Annotated in this window: 14 protein-coding genes; 11 read left to right on the forward strand and 3 right to left on the reverse strand. The window is 40.1% G+C overall.

The window, feature by feature from the left end; all coding sequences use genetic code 11:
* Window positions 1-4: 4 nt before the first annotated feature.
* Window positions 5-1,696 (reverse strand): amidohydrolase family protein, encoded by a 1,692-nt coding sequence (locus P2G54_RS08090; protein ID WP_275869976.1) that lies wholly within the window; start codon window positions 1,694-1,696, stop codon window positions 5-7.
* A gap of 251 nt (window positions 1,697-1,947) precedes the next feature.
* Between P2G54_RS08090 and P2G54_RS08095 the strand changes: the two genes are divergently transcribed.
* Genes P2G54_RS08095 through P2G54_RS08115 form a run of 5 tightly spaced genes read left to right on the forward strand, consistent with a single transcriptional unit; the run spans window position 1,948 to window position 7,735 of the window.
* Entirely contained in the window at window positions 1,948-2,307 is a 360-nt protein-coding gene (locus P2G54_RS08095; protein WP_275869977.1) for a response regulator transcription factor, read from the forward strand.
* Window positions 2,308-2,311: 4 nt separating this feature from the next.
* Window positions 2,312-3,880, forward strand: a complete 1,569-nt coding sequence (locus tag P2G54_RS08100; RefSeq protein ID WP_275869979.1) for a hypothetical protein — start codon at window positions 2,312-2,314, stop codon at window positions 3,878-3,880.
* A complete protein-coding gene (locus tag P2G54_RS08105; protein WP_275869980.1) occupies window positions 3,873-5,336 on the forward strand; it encodes a glycosyltransferase in 1,464 nt (487 codons plus the stop codon). The genes P2G54_RS08100 and P2G54_RS08105 overlap by 8 nt, the downstream gene beginning before the upstream one ends.
* A complete protein-coding gene (locus tag P2G54_RS08110; RefSeq protein WP_275869982.1) occupies window positions 5,333-6,565 on the forward strand; it encodes a YaiO family outer membrane beta-barrel protein in 1,233 nt (410 codons plus the stop codon). Before P2G54_RS08105 ends, P2G54_RS08110 begins: the two co-directional genes overlap by 4 nt.
* Window positions 6,566-6,574: 9 nt before the next feature.
* The gene (locus tag P2G54_RS08115) at window positions 6,575-7,735 is read left to right on the forward strand and encodes a hypothetical protein (RefSeq protein WP_275869983.1); all 1,161 of its coding nucleotides are present in this window, start codon (window positions 6,575-6,577) and stop codon (window positions 7,733-7,735) included.
* Window positions 7,736-7,739: 4 nt separating this feature from the next.
* Here P2G54_RS08115 and P2G54_RS08120 read toward each other — a convergent pair whose 3' ends face one another.
* Complete coding sequence (locus P2G54_RS08120; RefSeq protein WP_275869985.1) at window positions 7,740-9,680, reverse strand: sulfatase-like hydrolase/transferase; 1,941 nt, start codon at window positions 9,678-9,680, stop codon at window positions 7,740-7,742.
* Window positions 9,681-9,830: 150 nt separating this feature from the next.
* On the opposite strand from P2G54_RS08120, the gene P2G54_RS08125 reads away from it, so the two are divergent.
* The 4 genes from P2G54_RS08125 to rfbB all read left to right on the forward strand — a co-directional run bounded on the left by P2G54_RS08125 (window position 9,831) and on the right by rfbB (window position 13,815).
* On the forward strand, window positions 9,831-10,379 hold the full coding sequence (locus P2G54_RS08125; protein ID WP_275869987.1) for a methyltransferase: 549 nt from the start codon (window positions 9,831-9,833) through the stop codon (window positions 10,377-10,379).
* Between the two features lie 132 nt (window positions 10,380-10,511).
* Complete coding sequence (locus P2G54_RS08130) at window positions 10,512-11,678, forward strand: glycosyltransferase family 4 protein (protein WP_275869988.1); 1,167 nt, start codon at window positions 10,512-10,514, stop codon at window positions 11,676-11,678.
* Window positions 11,679-11,708: 30 nt separating this feature from the next.
* Window positions 11,709-12,761 carry an NAD-dependent epimerase gene (locus P2G54_RS08135; protein ID WP_275869990.1) on the forward strand — a complete coding sequence of 351 codons (1,053 nt, stop codon included), beginning with the start codon at window positions 11,709-11,711 and terminating at the stop codon, window positions 12,759-12,761.
* Window position 12,762: 1 nt separating this feature from the next.
* Window positions 12,763-13,815 (forward strand): dTDP-glucose 4,6-dehydratase, encoded by a 1,053-nt coding sequence (gene rfbB, locus P2G54_RS08140; protein WP_275869991.1) that lies wholly within the window; start codon window positions 12,763-12,765, stop codon window positions 13,813-13,815.
* 34 nt (window positions 13,816-13,849) lie between these two features.
* Here rfbB and P2G54_RS08145 read toward each other — a convergent pair whose 3' ends face one another.
* Window positions 13,850-17,728: a two-component regulator propeller domain-containing protein gene (locus P2G54_RS08145; RefSeq protein WP_275869993.1), complete on the reverse strand. Its 3,879-nt coding sequence runs from the start codon at window positions 17,726-17,728 to the stop codon at window positions 13,850-13,852.
* Between the two features lie 307 nt (window positions 17,729-18,035).
* Here P2G54_RS08145 and P2G54_RS08150 point away from each other — a divergent pair, with 307 nt between their 5' ends.
* Together P2G54_RS08150 and P2G54_RS08155 are read left to right on the forward strand one after the other, a co-directional pair.
* Window positions 18,036-18,614, forward strand: coding sequence for a hypothetical protein (locus P2G54_RS08150; protein WP_275869995.1), 579 nt, complete (start codon window positions 18,036-18,038; stop codon window positions 18,612-18,614).
* A gap of 186 nt (window positions 18,615-18,800) precedes the next feature.
* On the forward strand, window positions 18,801-19,622 hold an 822-nt coding region (locus tag P2G54_RS08155; RefSeq protein WP_275869997.1), incomplete at its 3' end, for a right-handed parallel beta-helix repeat-containing protein.

Raw genomic sequence — 19,622 nt, forward strand, 5'->3', positions numbered from 1 at the left:
GTCTTTACTTGTTTGCGGTGAAAGTTGGGCTTTGAGTAGCTGTAAGAGTAAAAGAGCCGTATTCGGCAATGGACATACTTCCTTCCAAAGTTCCGTTGGCGATTTCCCCAGAAACCTTCACATTCAGAGACATGCCACCCGCTGCTACATCAAAGCTAAAGCTCAGATTGTTTCCGCTTAGACTAATATCCTTCAATGGAGATGAGGCACTTCCACTTCCTCCAGGGTTATCATAAGTGATGGTTCCGTTGTAGGAGCTTCCGGACTTATTGATCGTGATGGTTCCCCCGGAAGATCCGGCGGGTGTTTCTGATACATATTCCCAGGTTCCTTCGGCTTTCACTTCCCCGTTTCCATTTCCATTGCCCTTCTTCTTTTCTTTGATCTCATAGTCATAGATCAAACCGTCAACAATCACATGTTTGATCTGTGCATCTTCTGAAAATAGTGGTCCGGTAGTGAGGACCATATTGGCAATTTTTCCACTTTCTATTGTACCCGCAATTTTACTGATTCCTAAAATAGAGGCTGGGTTTGAAGTCAGGGCAGCCAAAGCTGCATTTTCACTCAATCCAGCTTCTACCATTTTTCTAAGGGCAGGAAGAATTTCACCGGCCTTTTCGCCAACAGTAGTAAATGCGAAAGGTATTCCTGCTTTTTCAAGCTTGCCGGCCTGGGCAAGAGCCTGATCGTAGGCTTCTTTTACTCGGGCATATTGTGCTTTGGTAGCTTCGTCCACATCTTCTTTCTGAGCTTTGATTGCCTTGTCATTAGGGATGGCCAATTGGATGAGCACTTTTGCCCCTGAACTTTTGATCAAATCCAATACCGCATCATACTCTTCAAGGCCTGTAAGAATGAGTTTGAAACCCAGTTCCTTTTGCAGACTGATGGCTCTTCTCACTTCAAGATCATTTTCAGCAGTAAACAAAACAGGAACCTGTCCATTGACTACATCTGCCATTGCGCTGTAGGTAGGAGTGAGTTCAGGCCGAACAACTCCAGTGTTGGAGGTGAATTGAACGCTTCTTTGTTGAGTCAGTTCGGTGTTTTTGTAAACATCCCTGAATTTGGCCATCACACCTACGGCTGTAGCGGGGTACATTCCTCTGGCCCCTCTGAAATTGGCGGCAAGCGCTGTATTGTTTTTGAGGATATTGGTGGATTTTTCATCTCCCAAGACCACGATAGATGCCTTTCCTGCAATCATTCCTCCTTCAGGTACGATCTGGGCAATTGTAAATCCAGCCTTTCTGAAGTCATTTACCTGAGAAGATGAACCGGAATATTGGTCATCGGCACTTCTCCAAGGAGTGATTCCAGCGATTTCGTCTGGGGGATTGGAGGATACAAAGTTCTCAGGTCTTTTTGGATCTTCTGGTTTGGTGATACCTGCCTGTGAAGCTCCGTCGATGAAGCCAGGGTAGATATAAAGGGAGTCAGCAGAAATGATCTTCGCTTCTTTTGGAAGGCTGATTTTGCTTCCCACCCCTGTGATTACTCCATCCTTGATCAAAACCGTGGCTTTGGTTCCAGGACTCCCAGGTACCGTAAAAACTGTGGCATTGGTAATGGCATAAGTACTGGTAACTGGTTTTTTCCCAGTAGGGTCACTTTGTGCAAACAGTGACTGAACTGAGATTAATCCTGTTATCAGTAAGCCAAGAACACTTGCCTTCAGAAATGTTTTTTTCATATTCATTGAAGGGTTTAAATCTTGTAGCAATCTAGCGAATGCCTATTCAGAATCCATTTAGATTTTATTATCGAAGTTTTTTTTTGGATCAATGGCAATCTGCCGGGTAAAATGGCTCAGTTAATGATTTTAGAATTTCAATTTCATATAGAAAATTGAATTATATCATGTTTGAAAAGTTGGAATTGGTATTACTTAATTCCGATAGGCTAGTATATTTAGATTCGAATAAGTTCCAAATCACCCATTCTATGAAAAAAATCCTAATTATTGAGGATGATTTATTGATTTCCAGTCTAGTCCAATTTCGCCTCAATAAGGATGGCTATCAAACCATTGTCGTCAAAGACGGAAATGAAGGAATCGAGGCAATAAATACAAAAGACCCTGATTTAATTATCACTGATGTGATGATGCCGTTCCGAAGTGGAATTGAAATCATTCATTATGCCAGGAAAAATAAGCCCGATGTTCCGGTAATTGTTTTGAGTTCTTTGGGAGAAGAAGAAGAGGTGGTTTTAGAGGCGTTTAACCTGGGAGTTGTTGATTTTGTCCCCAAGCCATTTAACCCCAATGAATTAGCAATTCGAGTTAGGCGTGTTTTAAAATGACAGCATGATAAAAATCCATATTTTTCTAGTAGGTCTTATCGTATTCGGTTTATCCGCAAACGCCCAAGAATCCAAAAATGCATTTCCAGACTCCCTCAGCTTCCAAAAAGAATTGGTTCGCCAAGGGGAATTGAGTGGACTTGAGTATAGGATATCGATTGATATATCTACGATTCCGGATTCCCTTCAAACCGACAGCGCCTTTCTTTTTTCCAAATCTGGCCAAGTTTGGGTCAGTAAAACCTATTCGGATTGGAGCCAATCTGAAAAATTGATCAGTTCCCTGTCAATTTATACTCCCGAACTTGAATATTTGGTTTTTGGAAAGAAAGCTGATTTCACTGGAGCCGAGACCTATTTCCAAACCTTGATTGCTGCAGGGGATGTGGTTTTGGGGGCTGAGACTGAGAAATCCGGAGATGATTTGGTCTTGATGGCATCGAGGGATTCATATCAACCTATTTCTGAAGGTCAGTTTGGGTTGTTTTTGGATAACAAATTCTTTTGGGTTTTTGTAATCACACTTTTCTTTTTGGTTACAGCTGGAGGGATGATTGTCTTTATGCTGATTTTTAAGAATAAGAGAAACCAGCGGGATGAACAGATCAAGGCTTATGAAGGCATGATCGCTGGTCCTTTGACTTCCCTTCTTTTTGAAAAGGATCTGGAGCAGATCAATGCTATGACAATCGGGGATATGAATGAAATTTTCCCCATTGAATATTTAAAAAAGCCTCTTTTCAATGAAGTAATGATCAATTTGTTGATTGGGCTTAACAAGAAAATGAAGGGGGACTTTAAGGTAAAACTCAAGTCCTTTTATAAAAAAGCCGGATTGGTGGAAGTTACTTTAGCCAATTTGAAAAGCGGAGATTGGGATAAGGTGGCAACAGGCCTTGTTCAAGTGAACGAAATGGATTTGGTAGAACTGCTGCCGGAGGTCAAGAAACATTCCAATTCCTCCAATTTTCCTGTGCGTTCGCAGGCAGGGGCAACCTTATTGAATCTTTCCGAAAAGATGGATCTGGGATTTTTGGTCAATCAGACTTATCCTATTTCTGAATGGCAGCAGATGACCTATTTCAGGATTATTAAATTTGTTCATTCCTCCAAAGAACTTGAAATTGATCAATTGTTTTCTTCTGAAAATCAAAGTGTAAGGGCTTTTGGAATAAAGTTAGTTCGAATGCTTGGTCGCGTTGATTTATTACAAAATATGCGTGATATAATTCCTATTGCCACTGAGGAAGAAAAGCTGGAATTACTCAGGGCTTATCAGGCATTGGGTGTGCATACGGAGGTGGATTTTATCAATCAAAGTATGAAATCCCCCATTTTATCCATTCAGGAGGAAGCCATTCAGGTCGCCGGTGCATTGGGGAATAAGGCTTCCGTTGAAATTATCGAAGAGCTTTTGAAAAAAGACCCTGATTTTAACCTTAAGAAACTGCTTCTGAAAAGTCTGTTTCAGCTTGACAAAGATGAATTTGAAGTTTTTGTTAAAGCCAATGAGGAAGCGGATATCCAAGCAATTAGAGCTCACATTTTAGACCCGATTTTGCAAAATGTATAACTTTCTGTTCTATTTTCTGATTGAGGTATTTGGGGTCTTTTTCATGATCCTCAGTTTTTCAGTGGTGTTGATCTACCTGATCATCATGCTCTTTAGTGCTCTGGAAATGAGGGATTACCTGAAGAAAAACCGCTTTGTAGATTACCAAGATATCATTACTTCTCCGATTGCACCAGGGGTATCCCTGATTGCTCCGGCATACAATGAAGGTTCGAATATTGTCCAGAATGCAAAGAGCCTTTTATCCCTGCACTATGGGAAATTTGAGGTGATTATCGTCAACGATGGTTCCAAGGATGATACTCTGGAAAAATTGATCGAGTTTTTTGAACTGGAAAAAACAGCCTATGCCTATCATGCTGAGATTCAAGTTCAGAAAGTCAAAGGCGTCTATAAATCTACCAATAAATCGTTTAGAAGGCTGACCGTCATAGACAAGGAAAATGGAGGGAAAGCGGATGCCTTGAATGCAGGAATCAACATCGCCCAAATGGAGATCCTGTCTTGTATCGATGTGGATTGTATTCTTTCCAATGATTCTATTACCCGGATGGTGAGGCCGTTTATGGAGGAAACCAGCAGAAAAGTAATAGCTGTGGGAGGGGCGATCGGTATAGCAAATAACTGTGATGTAAAAGATGGTACAGTTACCAAATACAGAGTTCCAAAAACTTTATTGGGAAGGTTTCAGGTAATTGAGTATGTAAGGGCCTTTTTGATGGGAAGGATGGCATGGAGCAGAATCAATGGATTGATGTTGATTTCCGGTGCTTTTGGATTTTTCAGAAAGGATTTGGTTTTGGCTGTTGGTGGATATTTCTCCAAAACGGTTGGAGAGGATATGGAGCTGGTAGTGCGGATGAGGAGATATATGGAGGAGAGGAAAATCCCTTACAAGGTTGGGTTTGTTCCTGATCCTCTTTGTTGGACGGAAGTTCCTGAAAGTGAAGAGATTTTGTCAAAACAAAGGAACAGATGGATGAGAGGAACTATCGAAACCTTGCAGCTTCACCGTAAGATTGGCCTAAGTCCAAAATACCATGTCTTGGGGATGATTTCATTTCCGTTCTGGACGGTATTCGAAAAATTTGCGCCGATTATTGAATTGTTAGGGGTGATTTACACCTTGGTCCTGATTGTTATTGGCGATTTTTCAGCTATTTATTTCATTGCCCTGTTTGCAATGATTTACCTGCTCTCCATGATGGTTTCTGCTTTTAGCATTTTGTATGAACAGTTGGCCTTTAATAATTACAAGGACAAAAAAGACCTAAGAAAACTGATTTGGGTAATCTTGATAGAACCATTTTTCATCCACCCGAAAATTACCTTTTGGGGTTTGAAGGGGCATATAGATTTTATCAGTGGCAAAGGAGGCTGGGGAAAAATGATCCGTACAGGTTTCAAGAGTGCTGAGGACAAAAAGAATATGGAAACACAATCCGGTATGCAATGAGAAAATTTCCGGTACTACTTATACTGCTGATTTCGCTTGTTTTTCAAGTTAAAGCCCAGGATCGAATTGATCCGGACGAGTTGCTGATTCAGGCTAGGGAATTGATTTTTGATGGGAAATACATTGAGGGTAGAACATTGGCTTTTCGGGCTCTGGAAAAATTTCCCACCTATGGGGATATTCTGATTCTAGTAGGCAGGAGCTATGCTTGGGAAGGAAAAAATGATTCTGCCAGCATGTATCTAGAAAGAGCCATAGTAGCGGCTCCCAAGTATGAAGATGCCTATTCTGCCTTTCTCGATAACCTTACCTGGTCTGGTAATTACGAGAAAGCCAATGAAGTATTGACCAGGGCAAAATCTAATTTTGGAGAGAAATTGCCCGATAATTTGAGATATAAGGAATCCAGATTGTTGTACTTTCAAGAAGAATATGACGATGCATTTAAGATTGCAGAGGAGCTTTTTGAGGGTGGATTTAAGCAAGAGGGCATATTGGGCTATATGCAGACTTTGCAGCGTCTGAGAAAAACCAATGCCATTGGCGCAACTTATGATTATGACTCCTTTAGTGGGGACCTTTCATTGAATCCTTGGAATACTTGGTCATTTTACGGAAGGACTAAAACCAAACTCACTGGATCATTGATCGCGAGAGTGACCCAAAGTTCCCGCTTTGATTCTTTTGGTACTCTATATGAATTGGACGCCTATCCTTCTTTGGGAAAGAACTCCTATGCCTATTTAAATGTGGGTGGGTCTTCGGCTTCCTTTTTTCCCGATTTGAGATGGGGAGCATCGGTATATTTCAATCTCTCGAATGCCTGGGAAATAGATGGGGGATATCGTTATCTTAAATTTTCTGAGGTTACTAATATTATCACCGGTTCCCTGGGGAAATATCTAGGTAACTGGTGGATGAATATGCGTGTCAATGTGATTCCTTCTTCTAATGGAACAAGTAGTTCCGCTATCTTTCAGTCCCGCTATTACTTCAAGACCGGGGAGGACTTTTTCAGTATTCAGCTTAGCAGTGGAGTTTCTCCAGATGAGGAAAACCGAGATTTTTCCCAATTGCTTAATTCTTATCGGGTAAGGTTGGGATATCAACAATTGATCAGTCCCCGATTTATGATTTATGGCTATACAGGGTATAGTAGAGATGAGCTTTCTGCAGGTAATTTCAGGAATAACCTCAATATTTCACTTGGTACAGAGTATAGGTTTTAAAGCTTGGTGATGAAAACAGAATTTCGTCTTTTTCTCAAGCAACTTTGGCCCTTTATTTTGGTGATTGTTGTGATTCCTTTTCTGAGTTTCGCTTGGTGGTATTTTACTCCCTCCAAAGTCCTTGGGGTAATAATTCTGGACAAAACTGTAGTTGATGATCAATTCCGTGAACATTCAGGATTAGTATGGACTCTCAATCATGATAAATACACCAAAGCAGATGGATCTTTTTATCAAAAGGAATCCGATTACAATGGTTTTTTCCCTGATCCAAAAACTGATTCTGGCCAGATAAGGGATTTTTCTCAATTTTCTGATCAACAGATAGCCGAATTGATCGAAAAGAATGAACTGTTTTTCCTGACAGATACCTATGGCCAATACGCTATTAGTCAGGATTCCTCAGATGAAAAAGCGGTCTATGGTGGACTGAATGAATCAGATTTAAAGGTTTTAGGAGAAGCAATTAAGCAGGAAAAAACCATAGTGGCTGAATATAATTCAATGGCTTCTCCAACAGAGAAGCTGATAAGGGCTGAATTTGAGAATCTAATGGGGCTCACTTGGACCGGATGGATCGCTCGGTATTTTGAGGAATTGGACCCTTCTCTCAATTCAAAATTGCCTGAATGGTTGGTTACAAACTATGAGAACCAGAAAAATGAAGCATGGGATAAGTCTGGCTCGGGGATGGTTTTTATCAAGGATTCGGGTGAAATGGAGGTGTTTTTGACTGGAGAGGATTTTATGAATCAAACACCGGTGATCAGGTCCCCGAGGATGAATAAGGAAGGGTTTAATCTGCCCCAGGCGATTCCATACCCTGATTGGTTCGATATTGTTTTGATCAAGCGGGAGTACGAGGTGATTTCTTATTATGATATAAACCCAAGTGACCAAGGCCTTCAAAGATTGAGAGGGATGGGGCTACCCAGGTATTTTCCAGCAGCTGTCGTTCGAACCAACGGAAAGGGGAAAATATATTATTTTTCGGGGGATTTTTCTGATTCTCCAGCTGATTTGGGCTCGCCTGAATTTATGGGAACTCCTTACTTATGGAGAGGATTTTTTTTGGAGGCAAACTTTCGGAAAAGGCAAAGCTTTTTCTGGAATTATTACTATCCCTTGGTTTCCCAATTAATTGAAAAGATTTATCAGCCCGAGGAATAGTTTTTTACTTATCCTCTAAAGGAGGAAGAAGTTTTCGGGTCTGGATCATGTATTGGTTTTTGTTTTTAAAATCTTCGAATTCTCCGCTCAGTTTTGTAAACATATCCTTATCCGCGATTGGGTCAATATTTAAGTTGTCGGAAATCTTGTAAAGTTGACCTGCAGAAAGCAAATATTCTCCATTGAGGTAGTCCAGTAATTGGTTTTTGTTCCGCATCAAAGGCATTGCAATTCTGGATTGGAATACCTTCGCCGTGTCCAACACCTGTCCTTGCCATATCACTTCTTCTGGGAGTTTGATTTCAACCTGTTTTTCCAAGAAAGCCAAGAGTGATGGAGTAAGCTCAAAGTGACTACTGAGTCCTTTAAAATAGTCTGGCCTATTGATTAATGGGGAATAAATGATCAAGGGTACATGAAACCTGTCCAAGCTGGAGGCCATTGGGATTTCGGGAAGGCGATGGTCTCCGGTGATGATAAAAATTGTATTTGCGAATTCAGGTCTTTTTTGATATTCCCTGAAAAAATCCCGGATTGCATCGTCCGCATAGAGAATAGTCATATAGATATCCGAATAGGCTAAATAATCCTGGATCTTATCTTGTGAAATGTCAAGATAATCCTTTAGATGCGATTGGAGTTTTGCTTCATAATAGGGCTTCTCTGGCACCAAATATGGATCATGGGATGTTTGGGTTTGAAAAATCCGAATTTGGGGTTTGGAGACATTGTTGGGAAGCTTTTCCAGTGCATTGTTGAAAAGTTCTTTATCTGCATATCCCCAGGAGAAATTCCCAATGGAGGGAGTTCTGGGGAATTTCGGGTCAAATCCTTTTTCATCTACCAATTGAACCGGCTGTTGGTATTCTATAAATGAGCCTACATTATCAAAGTTTTTGTCAGCTCCGATGAAATAGCGGGTTTCATAGTCATTTTCCCTTAAGACACTCAACAGTGTCTGGTGATTTGGAAAATCCTCAAACAGTTCCAAAAATCCTTTTTCCCCAAAAGGAAGTCCCCCCATAATCCCAGGATGTAGTCCAAAAGTTCTGCCGGTAGAAGAAATCGCATTGGTCCAGACCAGGCTGTGTTGCTCCAGAGAATCTAAAAAGGGAGTAAAACTGCCTAAATAGGCATCCTTTCCGGAGTAGGCCTTCCCCAAACTTTCTACTAGGATAAATACGATATCAGGTTTTTGTTGAAGGCTATCAAAATAGGGGCTGAGCACATCGGGGTATTCCGCTCTATGAGCAAAGGGGTAGAGGTCGTTTGTGAATTCTTTTTGTACGATAAGGTCATCATTTCCTGACCTGAGGTAAAAATCAAAATAATACTCGCTGCCATATATCCAGTAATCAAAGGCTTGCTCCATCAGGAAGCGGGACTTGTTGAGTTCTATATTTCTTTGAACCTCATTGGCGGTGAGGTTTTGGCCAATAGGAAAAAAACTGGAGCCAACTATGGAAAGTATTAAGACACCAGTAAGATAGAGGTAGGCTTTAAGTGAGAAACTTAAAAGTCTAATTCCGAGATTTAATAAAATAAAGATAAATGAAGCCAATAATGCTCCCCCTGTCAAAGAAATTAGGTTCAATTGTCCAGAAGCTTTGACCGTCATGAGGAGGTCGTCTGTACTGTAACCAAATAAATCTTTCCCCAAAGGGATCAAAGTTTTGAAGAAGTAGAAAATAAGGGCAATATGAATAAGGATTGCCAGGGTGAAAAATAACTGGATTGCATATCTGGCCAATTTCACAGAAAAAATGCTCAGAAAGAGAAAAACGATGAACAACAAGCCCAAAAGATAGAGATTCCAGCTGATGTCCTGAAAAAGGCTATAAGTCAAGGTATCTTTAATCGAAAAGTTGAGAATGTGATTGGTGAAAATCAATGTCATTTCGCTAACTCGGAGCAGCCCCATTATTCCAATGAAAATCAGAGACATGCCCCAGAAGTATTTTAAAATTCTCCGGATGCGAAAAGGAAGGGTGGATTGGATTGCAGCCTTTTGGGCCATAAATTCTAAGGAAGATTTTTAGATAGAGCTGAAAATATAGGGCAAAATCGGGTATCTTCAAGGACCGTATCGAATAATATGAGCAAATCAAATCTTCTTTTAGAATTATATTCAAATCTCAGCACAACGGGAGCAGTGACTTTTAGCTCCAAGGCCCTAGTCAGCAAAATGGTATCCCATGCGGACCTATCCCATGCCAAACTCATTATTGAAATGGGAGGGGGAGACGGTAGCATCACACAGGGGATCATTGATAAAATGAATCCAGATGCTGAGTTGTTGGTGTTCGAAATCAATTCATCCTTTTGTAAGGTGATGGAGGATCAGTTTGATCTGAAAAATGTGAAGATCATCAATGACTCTGCCGAAAACCTCGAACAATATCTGGATGGAAGAAAAGTGGATTATATATTTTCTTCTCTTCCATTTAGCTTGATGCCTAAAAATTCTACAGATGCCATTCTTAGAATTAGCAATCATTCGCTTAGCAAAGGAGGGGCATTTATCCAGATCTGTTATTCTTACCTTCTAAAAAGCCTGTTTAAAAAGTACTTTAATAAAGTAGAGGTTAGCTTTACCATGAAAAATTTCCCTCCTGCCTTTGTGATGATGTGTAAGGATGAATAGTGCAAGTAGGTGAGAGAAAGGGAATTCCCATCCATAATTTTCTCTCTTTTGTTTTTTGGCTTCAGCTTTGTGGTTTTATGCCCGTTAAAATGTCTGAAACCCCTACCTTTGCACTTTTAGAAGAATTTGCAGATGCCCAAACTGATTAGAATTACCACTGTTCCTATTTCCCTTAAATTATTGCTTGCCGGGCAAATGAGATTTATGAAGGAACATGGTTGGGAAGTCATCATGGTCAGTGCGGATGGAAGAGAAATTCCGCAGATTGAAAAAGCAGAAGGAGTGAAGCATGAGGTAATTCCTTTCACCAGGAGAATCACTCCCCTTCAGGACCTGAAGTGTATTTGGAAACTGATACAGCTTTTTAAAAGAGAACAACCGGATATTGTCCATACCCATACTCCTAAAGCTGGTTTATTGGGGATGATTGCGGCAAATTTGGCCGGGGTAAAAATCAGAATCCACACCTTGGCAGGAATTCCTGCGATGGCTGCAGATAGGCATAAAAAAGGTCTTTTGGAAAATGCAGAAAAATGGACCTATTCAAATGCCACTGAAGTTTGGCCAAATTCTGAGGGGCTTAAAAAGTTCGTGATCAAGGAAGGACTTTCTCCTGAGAGTAAGTTGAAAATCATCGGTAAAGGTTCCTCCAATGGGGTGGATCTTAGCAAGTTCAACAGGGAAAGCCTGAAGGAAAATCATTTGGTAGCTGCAACCATGCGAATTTTACCGGGTGAGGATGATTTTATCATTTTGACAGTTGGAAGGCTGGTGAAGGACAAAGGAATCGAGGAGTTAGTTCGAGCCTTTGTGGATTCTAAAATTGTCAATAAATCCAAATTAGTCTTGTTGGGAAGTTTTGAACAGGATTTAAACCCCCTTTCACAAGAAATCATTCAGACCATACAGGATCATCCCAGAATTGTACAGATCGATTGGACAGACCATGTGGCTCATTACATGGCCTTGTCAGATGTATTGGTTCATCCTTCCCATAGGGAGGGTTTTCCCAATGTACTTTTAGAGGCTGGAGCTATGCAGTTGCCTGTGATCGTTTCTGATATTATCGGGAACAGGGACTTGATTACCCAGAAAAAAACCGGTTTAATTTTTCCTGCAAAGGAAACATCAGTACTCAAAGAAGCTTTGGAATACGCCTACGTAAAGCGGGATAAAATGCACAATCTGGCTTTTGCACTGAACCAGGAAATCAGGGACAATTTCGAGAGGACGAAAATTCATCAGGAAATATTGGCAAATTACAACAGGCTTCTGGCAGAAGTGGGGGAAAACGATTAGTTTTTATTTTTGCCTAGCGAAAGATTCACTATGAAATATCTGGTTACAGGAACTGCGGGTTTTATTGGCTTCCATCTTGCACAGAAGCTTCTTGAAAGAGGAGAGGAAGTTGTTGGACTGGATATCATCAATGAGTATTACGAAGTCAATTTGAAGTATGACAGGCTTGCTTTTATGGGGATACCCAAGGAGCAACTTGTAAGGAATAAGCTGATTCAGTCTCAACTATTGTCTAAGTATCGCTTTGTTCAAATGGATGTGGCTGATAAGGATTCCTTGATGAAGCTTTTCGAAAATGAGCAATTTGATGTAGTGATTCATCTGGCAGCCCAGGCAGGAGTTAGGTACTCTTTATCCAATCCTGCAGCATATATGCATAGCAATATGCTGGGTTTTCTGAATATTCTTGAATGCTGCCGTCATCATCCCGTAAAGCATTTGGTTTATGCCAGTTCTAGTTCAGTTTACGGGGCAAATGAAAAAATGCCATTTTCAACTTCTGATCCAGTGGATCATCCCATTAGCCTGTATGCTGCTTCCAAAAAGTCCAATGAATTGATGGCTCATACTTATAGTCATCTATTCGGAATACCAACGACAGGCCTTCGTTTTTTTACTGTTTATGGACCTTGGGGAAGGCCCGATATGGCGATATATCTGTTTACAGATGCGATTATCAAAGGAGAGCCCATTAAGGTTTTCAATTTTGGGGACATGAAACGGGACTTTACCTATATAGATGATATTGTGGAAGGAGTGATCAAAGTAGCCGACAGGCCTGCCCAACCCAATCCGGACTTTGACCCGAAAAATCCCGATCCGGGAAGTGGGAGAGCTCCTTACAAAGTATATAATATCGGAAACTCATTTCCTGTTTCTTTGATGGATTATATCAAAGCAATTGAAAAAGGGCTAGGGATAAAGGCTAAAATGGAGCTTTTGCCAATGCAACCTGGAGATGTGCAGGAAACGTATGCGGATGTCAGTGACTTGATCAAGGATACAGGTTATAAGCCTGATACTTCTGTAGAAAAGGGAGTGAAGGCTTTTACAGACTGGTTTCAGGAGTATTACAAAGACTAAAATGAAAAAATCAATTTTAATAACCGGTGGAGCTGGATTTATTGGCTGCCATGTAGTGCAGTTGTTTGTTCAGAATTATCCTCATTATAAGATTGTCAATCTGGACGCTTTGACCTATGCGGGGAATCTGGAAAACCTTACATCTATTGAAGGAGCCCAAAATTATTGTTTCGAAAAAGCGGATATACAGGACGCAGAAATATTGGATGAATTGTTCGAAAAGCATGGCATTACCGATGTGATTCATCTGGCAGCAGAGTCCCATGTGGATCGCTCTATTACTGACCCATTGGCATTTGTAAAGACCAATGTTTTGGGAACTGTAAACTTGCTGAATGCAGCCAAAAAAGCCTGGGCCAGTGACTTAGATCAACATCTGTTTTACCATGTTTCCACTGATGAGGTGTATGGTTCTTTGCATGAGGGAGGTTTTTTTGTAGAAAGTACCCCTTACGATCCTCAGTCACCCTATTCAGCTTCCAAGGCTGCCTCTGATCATTTTGTAAGAGCCTATGCCAATACTTATGGGATGAGGACTGTTATTTCCAATTGCTCCAATAATTATGGCCCCAATCATTTTCCTGAGAAATTGATTCCTCTTTGCATTAATAATATCAAAAATATGAAACCTCTTCCGGTTTATGGAAAAGGAGAAAATATACGGGATTGGTTGTTTGTAAAAGACCATGCTCGGGCGATTGATACTGTTTTTCATAAGGGGAAAACAGGTGAGACCTACAATATCGGTGGTTTCAACGAATGGAAAAACATTGACATTGTTCGCTTGCTATGCAAAAAAATGGATGAGAAACTCGGTCGTGAACCAGGTACTTCAGAAAAGCTCATCACCTTTGTAAAAGACCGGGCAGGACACGACCTGAGGTATGCGATTGATTCCAGCAAAATCAAAAATGAGTTGGGATGGGAACCGAGTTTACAGTTTGATGAGGGGATAGATATTACAATTGACTGGTACCTGAATAATCAGGATTGGCTTGAGCATGTGACTTCCGGAGCCTATCAAGATTACTATTCAGAGCATTACGAGAAGTGATAAAGCGAAAGGCCGGATTTTCCGGCCTTTCGCTTTATTTGATTTTACTTTGCTGGTACTCCAATGGTGTCATTTGATAGGTTTCTTTGAAGCATTTGATAAAATAAGATGGAGAGCTAAATCCAACAGAATAGGCAATTTCAGAAACTGTTTCATCTGATTTTTCCAGTTTTTGGAGTGATTTTCTGAGTCTTTGGTCTCTAATAAAGGCTGTTGTGGAAAGCCCGGTTAAGGCAGTGAGCTTTCGGTGAAGTTGCATGCGGCTCATGCCCAGCTTTTTGCAGAATTCATCCACTGTAAAACTTGAATCCATCAAGTCCGAATTGACAATGTTCTGGATTTTTTCCAGGAATTTTTCATCTGTTGAAGTAATCGCAATCTCCTCCGGTTTGATTTCTGTTCTTCCAGAATAACGGATTCTGAGGTTTTTCCTCAATTCAATCAACTTCTCAATCCGGATCAATAATTGCCGGATTGAAAATGGTTTGTGTATATAGTCATCTGCTCCGACCTCCAATCCTTTCAACAGGTTTTCTTCTTCAGTTTTTGCGGTGAGAAGGATTACCGGAATGTGTGAGGTTTTTTCATCGTTCTTGAGCATTTTACACAATTCGATTCCGTCCATTTCGGGCATCATGACGTCTGAGATGACAAGGTCAGGGACTTTTTGCATAGCCAGAAATAAACCTTGCTTTCCGTTTTCTGCCTGGATCACATTGAAATGGGCCTTTAAGTCAGTTATCAGGAACTCTCTAAGCTTGTCATTGTCTTCAACTACCAATACAAGTGGAGCATCTTCTCCTGCAAGCACTGGATAGGCCTCAGTATCTTGACCCAAAATTGAATCAGTTTCTTCATCAACATCGTCTGGAGAGAAGGAGTATTTATCCACTGGTAATTCAATCCAAACCTCAAAAATCTCTTTGTTGCCTAGCCTTAATTGGATTTCTCCTTTGTGAAGTTCTACCAGATCTTTGATCATAGGTAAGCCTATTCCAAATCCTTCAGTACTGCGGTCCGGTTTGAAAAATTTAGTGAAAAGCTGGTCGATCTCTTGCTGGCTATAGTTTTTTATAGAATGGTTTTTCACAGAGATACAGAATCTCCCGTCAGTAATCTTGGTTGTTAATTCAATTTTGGAATTGGGTTTTCCGTACTTAATGGCATTTTGAAGAAGGTTTGACACGATTTTTTCGATCTTGTCCGCATCAAACCAAATCTCCGTCATCAATGGAATGGAGGTGACTAGTTTCATTCCTTTTTCTGATGCCAGATAAAAGAAATTCATGGTAATGGTCTGGATCAGGAGACCCAAATTCCCCTTTTTAATTTGTAGGGAGAGTTTTCCAGACTTGATTTTGGATGCTTCTAACAGTTGGTCTACCAAATTTAGTAAGCGAGTGGAATTCTGTTTGATCAGATTGAGCTGAGACTTGAAAACGGGGTTGTCCGACTGATTCATCAAACGCTGCACAGGTCCCATGATCAGTGTAAGGGGAGTCCTGAATTCATGGGATATATTGGTGAAGAAGTTGGTTTTGAAATCATCAATTTCCCGAAGTCTCCTGGCTTCCTCCTCTTTCATCTGAAGTTCATAGCGAATTTCCCATCTCCAACGCAGATAGGCATAAATTCTCCAAATCCCAAAAATTGCGATCAGGAGATAGGCAATTTCTGCCCATATGCTCAAGTACCAGGGCGGTAAAATGGTGAAATTGAAACTTACCGGTTCATCAGACCAAATCCCATCGTAATTGCTTGATTTGGCCATAAAAGTATAGGTGCCTGCTTCCAAATTGGTATATCTAGCCAAATTGTTGTTTCCGTTACTGATCCAGTTTTCATCATGACCGACCAGTTGATAGAGAAATTCATTTTTTTCAGGGGATGAGAAAACCAAACTGGCAATATTAAATGTGATTGTATTTTGGTCATGGCTTAGGACCAAGCCATCCTGAAGCGGAAGAAATTTATCAAAAGATGATATGGAGGAAATAGCCGTTTTGGGTTTGATTTCATTCATGGAGATATCTTCTGCCCTAAACCAGTAAAACCCCTCCAAACTTCCAAAGTAGAGGGTTCCATCGGGATGTCTAAAATAGGCACCGGTATTGAATTCAGTGGCTAACCCATCGTAATTGCTGTAGTTGGTGATTTTATAGCCTTCACTCTCTGTTTTCTTTATTTCTGATATTCCCCTGTTCGAACTGAGCCATAAATTGCCTTCTTGATCAGGTAATATTCCATATATCACATTATTGGGAAGGCCGTTTTCTGTATTGTAAAATTCGATTTTACCAGTATTCAGGTCCATCCGGTTGAGCCCAGTTCCATTGGTTCCAATCCAAAGATCATTTTCTGGGGATAGGTAAAGGGACTTGATACTGTTTGAACTGATTGAATTTGGGTCAGACTCTTGATGACTGAAGCGTTCAAAGGTTTCTTTTTGCAAGTCTAATTTCGCAATCCCTTGATTTTCAGTTCCTATCCAAAATTCATCAGGTTTTGATTCAATAATTGTCCTAATATTATTATCCGGAATACTTTTATTGTTCCTTGGATCATGGATGAATTGTTTAATAATCCCTTTTTCTGGATCAAACCATATCAATCCCTCGTTTCGGGTACATAACCAAAAGCGGCTTTGGGAATCTTTAAATATTTTCCAAACTGTGTTAATTGGTAATTGTGGGGTAGAGTTGGAGTTAAAATGCTCAAATCTTCCGCTTTCAGTGTTTAGAATACTTAGCCCCTCATCCTGATATCCAATCCAGAGTTCGTTTTCATTTCCCAATAGGCTCATGACTCGGTCACTTTGGATTCCCGAATTAACTCCGGCTTCGGATTTCAAAGTTTTCCAAGTTTCTGAACTACGGTCAAATACTGTGAGTCCCTTTCCTGATGTTCCTAACCAAATTTTATTGGAATTATCCGCATAAATAGCTCTGATTACATCAATGTTTATTTCTTCGGGAACCTGTTGGTTATGGTAGAAGTTGAACTTTTCGAGATAGCTATCATAAAAGCTTAATCCCGCTCCGTCAGAACCAAACCAGATTGTTTTGGAATAATCTTCATACAGGCATAGGATGTCATTGTAATGGATGGATCGGGGATTTTGTTTTCTGTAGGAATAATGATTGAGCTTTTTCTCTTCTAAATCCAATAAGACTGCGCCGTTCCCATAAGTAGCAAGCCAGATGAGATTATTGGAATCAATCAGGATATCCAGAATCATTTCTTCGGGATAAGTTTTTTCTTCAATTCCCAAAAAAGATTCTATTTCTTCCATTTTGTCATTTTTTGAGTCGAGTACCCACAATCCCTTTTTCAGTGTTCCAACTAAAAGTAGGCCTGAGTCTGTGACTTTAGAAACAGAGAAGGGACCAATTTCTTCATCTGTTACTAGTGCTAAAACTTCCTTCCGACTTTTATGGAAGGAATATACTCCAGTAGAAAAAGTTAAGAGTAAATGTTCTGGATCAAGGCTAGATAAATGGACTATTTCTTTTCCTGGGTCAGACCAAACTAATTCGGCATCCTGTACCTTCTCATTCCAAAGGTATAATTGGCCGGAAAGTGTGGAAATCCATATTTGACCGCCTTCATCCTCATAAATTTGTGTGGCAGCTGATATACCAGTTATTGCTTGAAATTTTTCCTCTCCCTGTTTTAATATTTCCGGAACCGTACTTTCAGGAATAATCCAAATTCTATTTTTACTATCTGCAACTACTTTTCCCAGAATCACTTGGGATGCCTGTGTGATATCATTGAATTTTTTTGGATAGATGGTGAATTGCCTTCCATCGAATTTATTGAGCCCTTCTTGGGTTGCTATCCAGAGAAATCCGTCCAAGTCCTGGGTTACAGAAACCGCACTGTTTTGTGATAGACCATCTTTGACAGACAATTGTCTAAAGGAAATATCCTTTTGGCCGAATGAGTTTTCCGCTAAAAAAAAGATTAAAAAAAGAATTAATGTGGAAGAAATTATTAATGGATAACAATAATTGGATTTCATTCTGTTAAAATATAAAATTTAACAATCATAGTTGAATTCCTTGATTTTTAAAATAGTATCCATTACTCAAAACCTAATAAACTCTTCGTCATTTTTTCAAAATCAGTTACAGGATTTTTATCATTAGATACATTCATTTTATCGTGAAAAGGTAAACTGAAATAGTTTTAAAAATTATTTCCAAGCCCCTCACAAAATGAAAAGCTGTATTTTATTGTTCTTTGTCTTATTGGTTGTTTCATGTCAAAGCGATGAAGAGGGAGTTTCGAAAGTTGGTGCCAAAGCAATTTTTACCTCTATAGATTCCCCTATTCAAAATTCAGCTAACCTAAAGAATAGCTTGGAGCAACTGGTCCCACTTTCACTGGATTCCATCAGAAAGTTGGTGCCCGTTAAAATAGGAGACTATAAGGCTGAAAAAATTGTTGCCGGAAGCAGGTTTTCAGGGGAGGTCATTGGATTAGAAATACGCTTTATTAATGAGCATGACCCTGAGAAAAAACTTACTTTGGAATTGATCGACGGAGCAGGAAAGACTGGATTTTTAATTTTGAATGCCTCCAAAGAGCGATTAAAAAATGATTTTGAGGAACTCTTCCTTACAGGGTATAGAAGGGTATATTCCAAAGATGGGTTGAGGGTCCGGGAGGAACTGGATCATATCGAACTGGATCTAGAATTGGAGTTTATCTTAAAGAATAGGTTTCAATATAAAATCAAAAGTAAAAAGCTGGCTATAAATGAATTATGGGATTTAGTTCAAGTTTTGATTTAGATAAGAGAACTGGATTATTTTTGTAATCCTGTAAGATTTTTTTATCTCAATTATCAGTGGTTGTTACAATATTGATATCCTTTGATACGCCAGAGACATTTTTAGGATAAGCAAAATCGGATTTTTGGTTTGAGTAAAAGTATGTTTTGAAAAACAGACATACGCCAATTCCAAAATTTCCAATTTATGCAAAATCCTTACTTCAACCTTCAGATCAAGAACTGCTTTAAAAAGTCATTTCTGACTCTGGCGTTATTGATTTTTTTTCAGGCTTTTTCCCTTTCTCAACAATTAAGCGGAAACTTTATAATAGGGCCTTCAGGGGACTACATCAATTTTATAGATGCTGTTTCTGCTCTTAATACCAATGGGGTTTCAGGACCGGTGGTTTTTGAGGTTCAAAGTGGCACCTACACCGAACAAATGGTCCTTGGTGCGATAGCAGGAGCATCGGAAACCAATACCATTACTTTTCAGAGTCAATCGGGGAATGCGGAGGATGTTGTCCTTCAATACACAGCTACAGGGACTGGAGATAATTATGTGATTCGATTGGATAACGCAAGCCACTTTGCTTTTAGGAATCTAAAAATTCAATCGCTGGGTAATGGTTATTCTTGGACCATTGCGGCTATCAATGAGGTTAATGATATTGTGATTGAGCAGTGTGTATTAAGTGCGCCTGATTGGAGCTCCAGAAATTTTAACGCGGGTAACGTTCGATTGAATCCGAGTCTGTCGAGCAATGTAAGGTTGATCAATAATCGGATCAGTGGGGGTGACCACGGTATTTATTACAGTGGTGGGCCAAATACTTACCGGGCACCGGGTTTTGAATTGAGGGACAATGAGATTGCGGGAGCATATGCTTACGGGGTTTATTTGCAGTACCTGACCGGAGCGGTGATTGAGGGGAATACGATCACGATTCGTTCTACTTCTTGGAGCAGTTCATACACGTTGGAGCTGAGCAATGTGGAAGGGGCAAGCCGTGTGGTTGGTAACCGG

This window comes from Algoriphagus sp. CAU 1675 (genome assembly GCF_029222925.1).
In the GTDB taxonomy this organism is placed as follows: domain Bacteria; phylum Bacteroidota; class Bacteroidia; order Cytophagales; family Cyclobacteriaceae; genus Algoriphagus.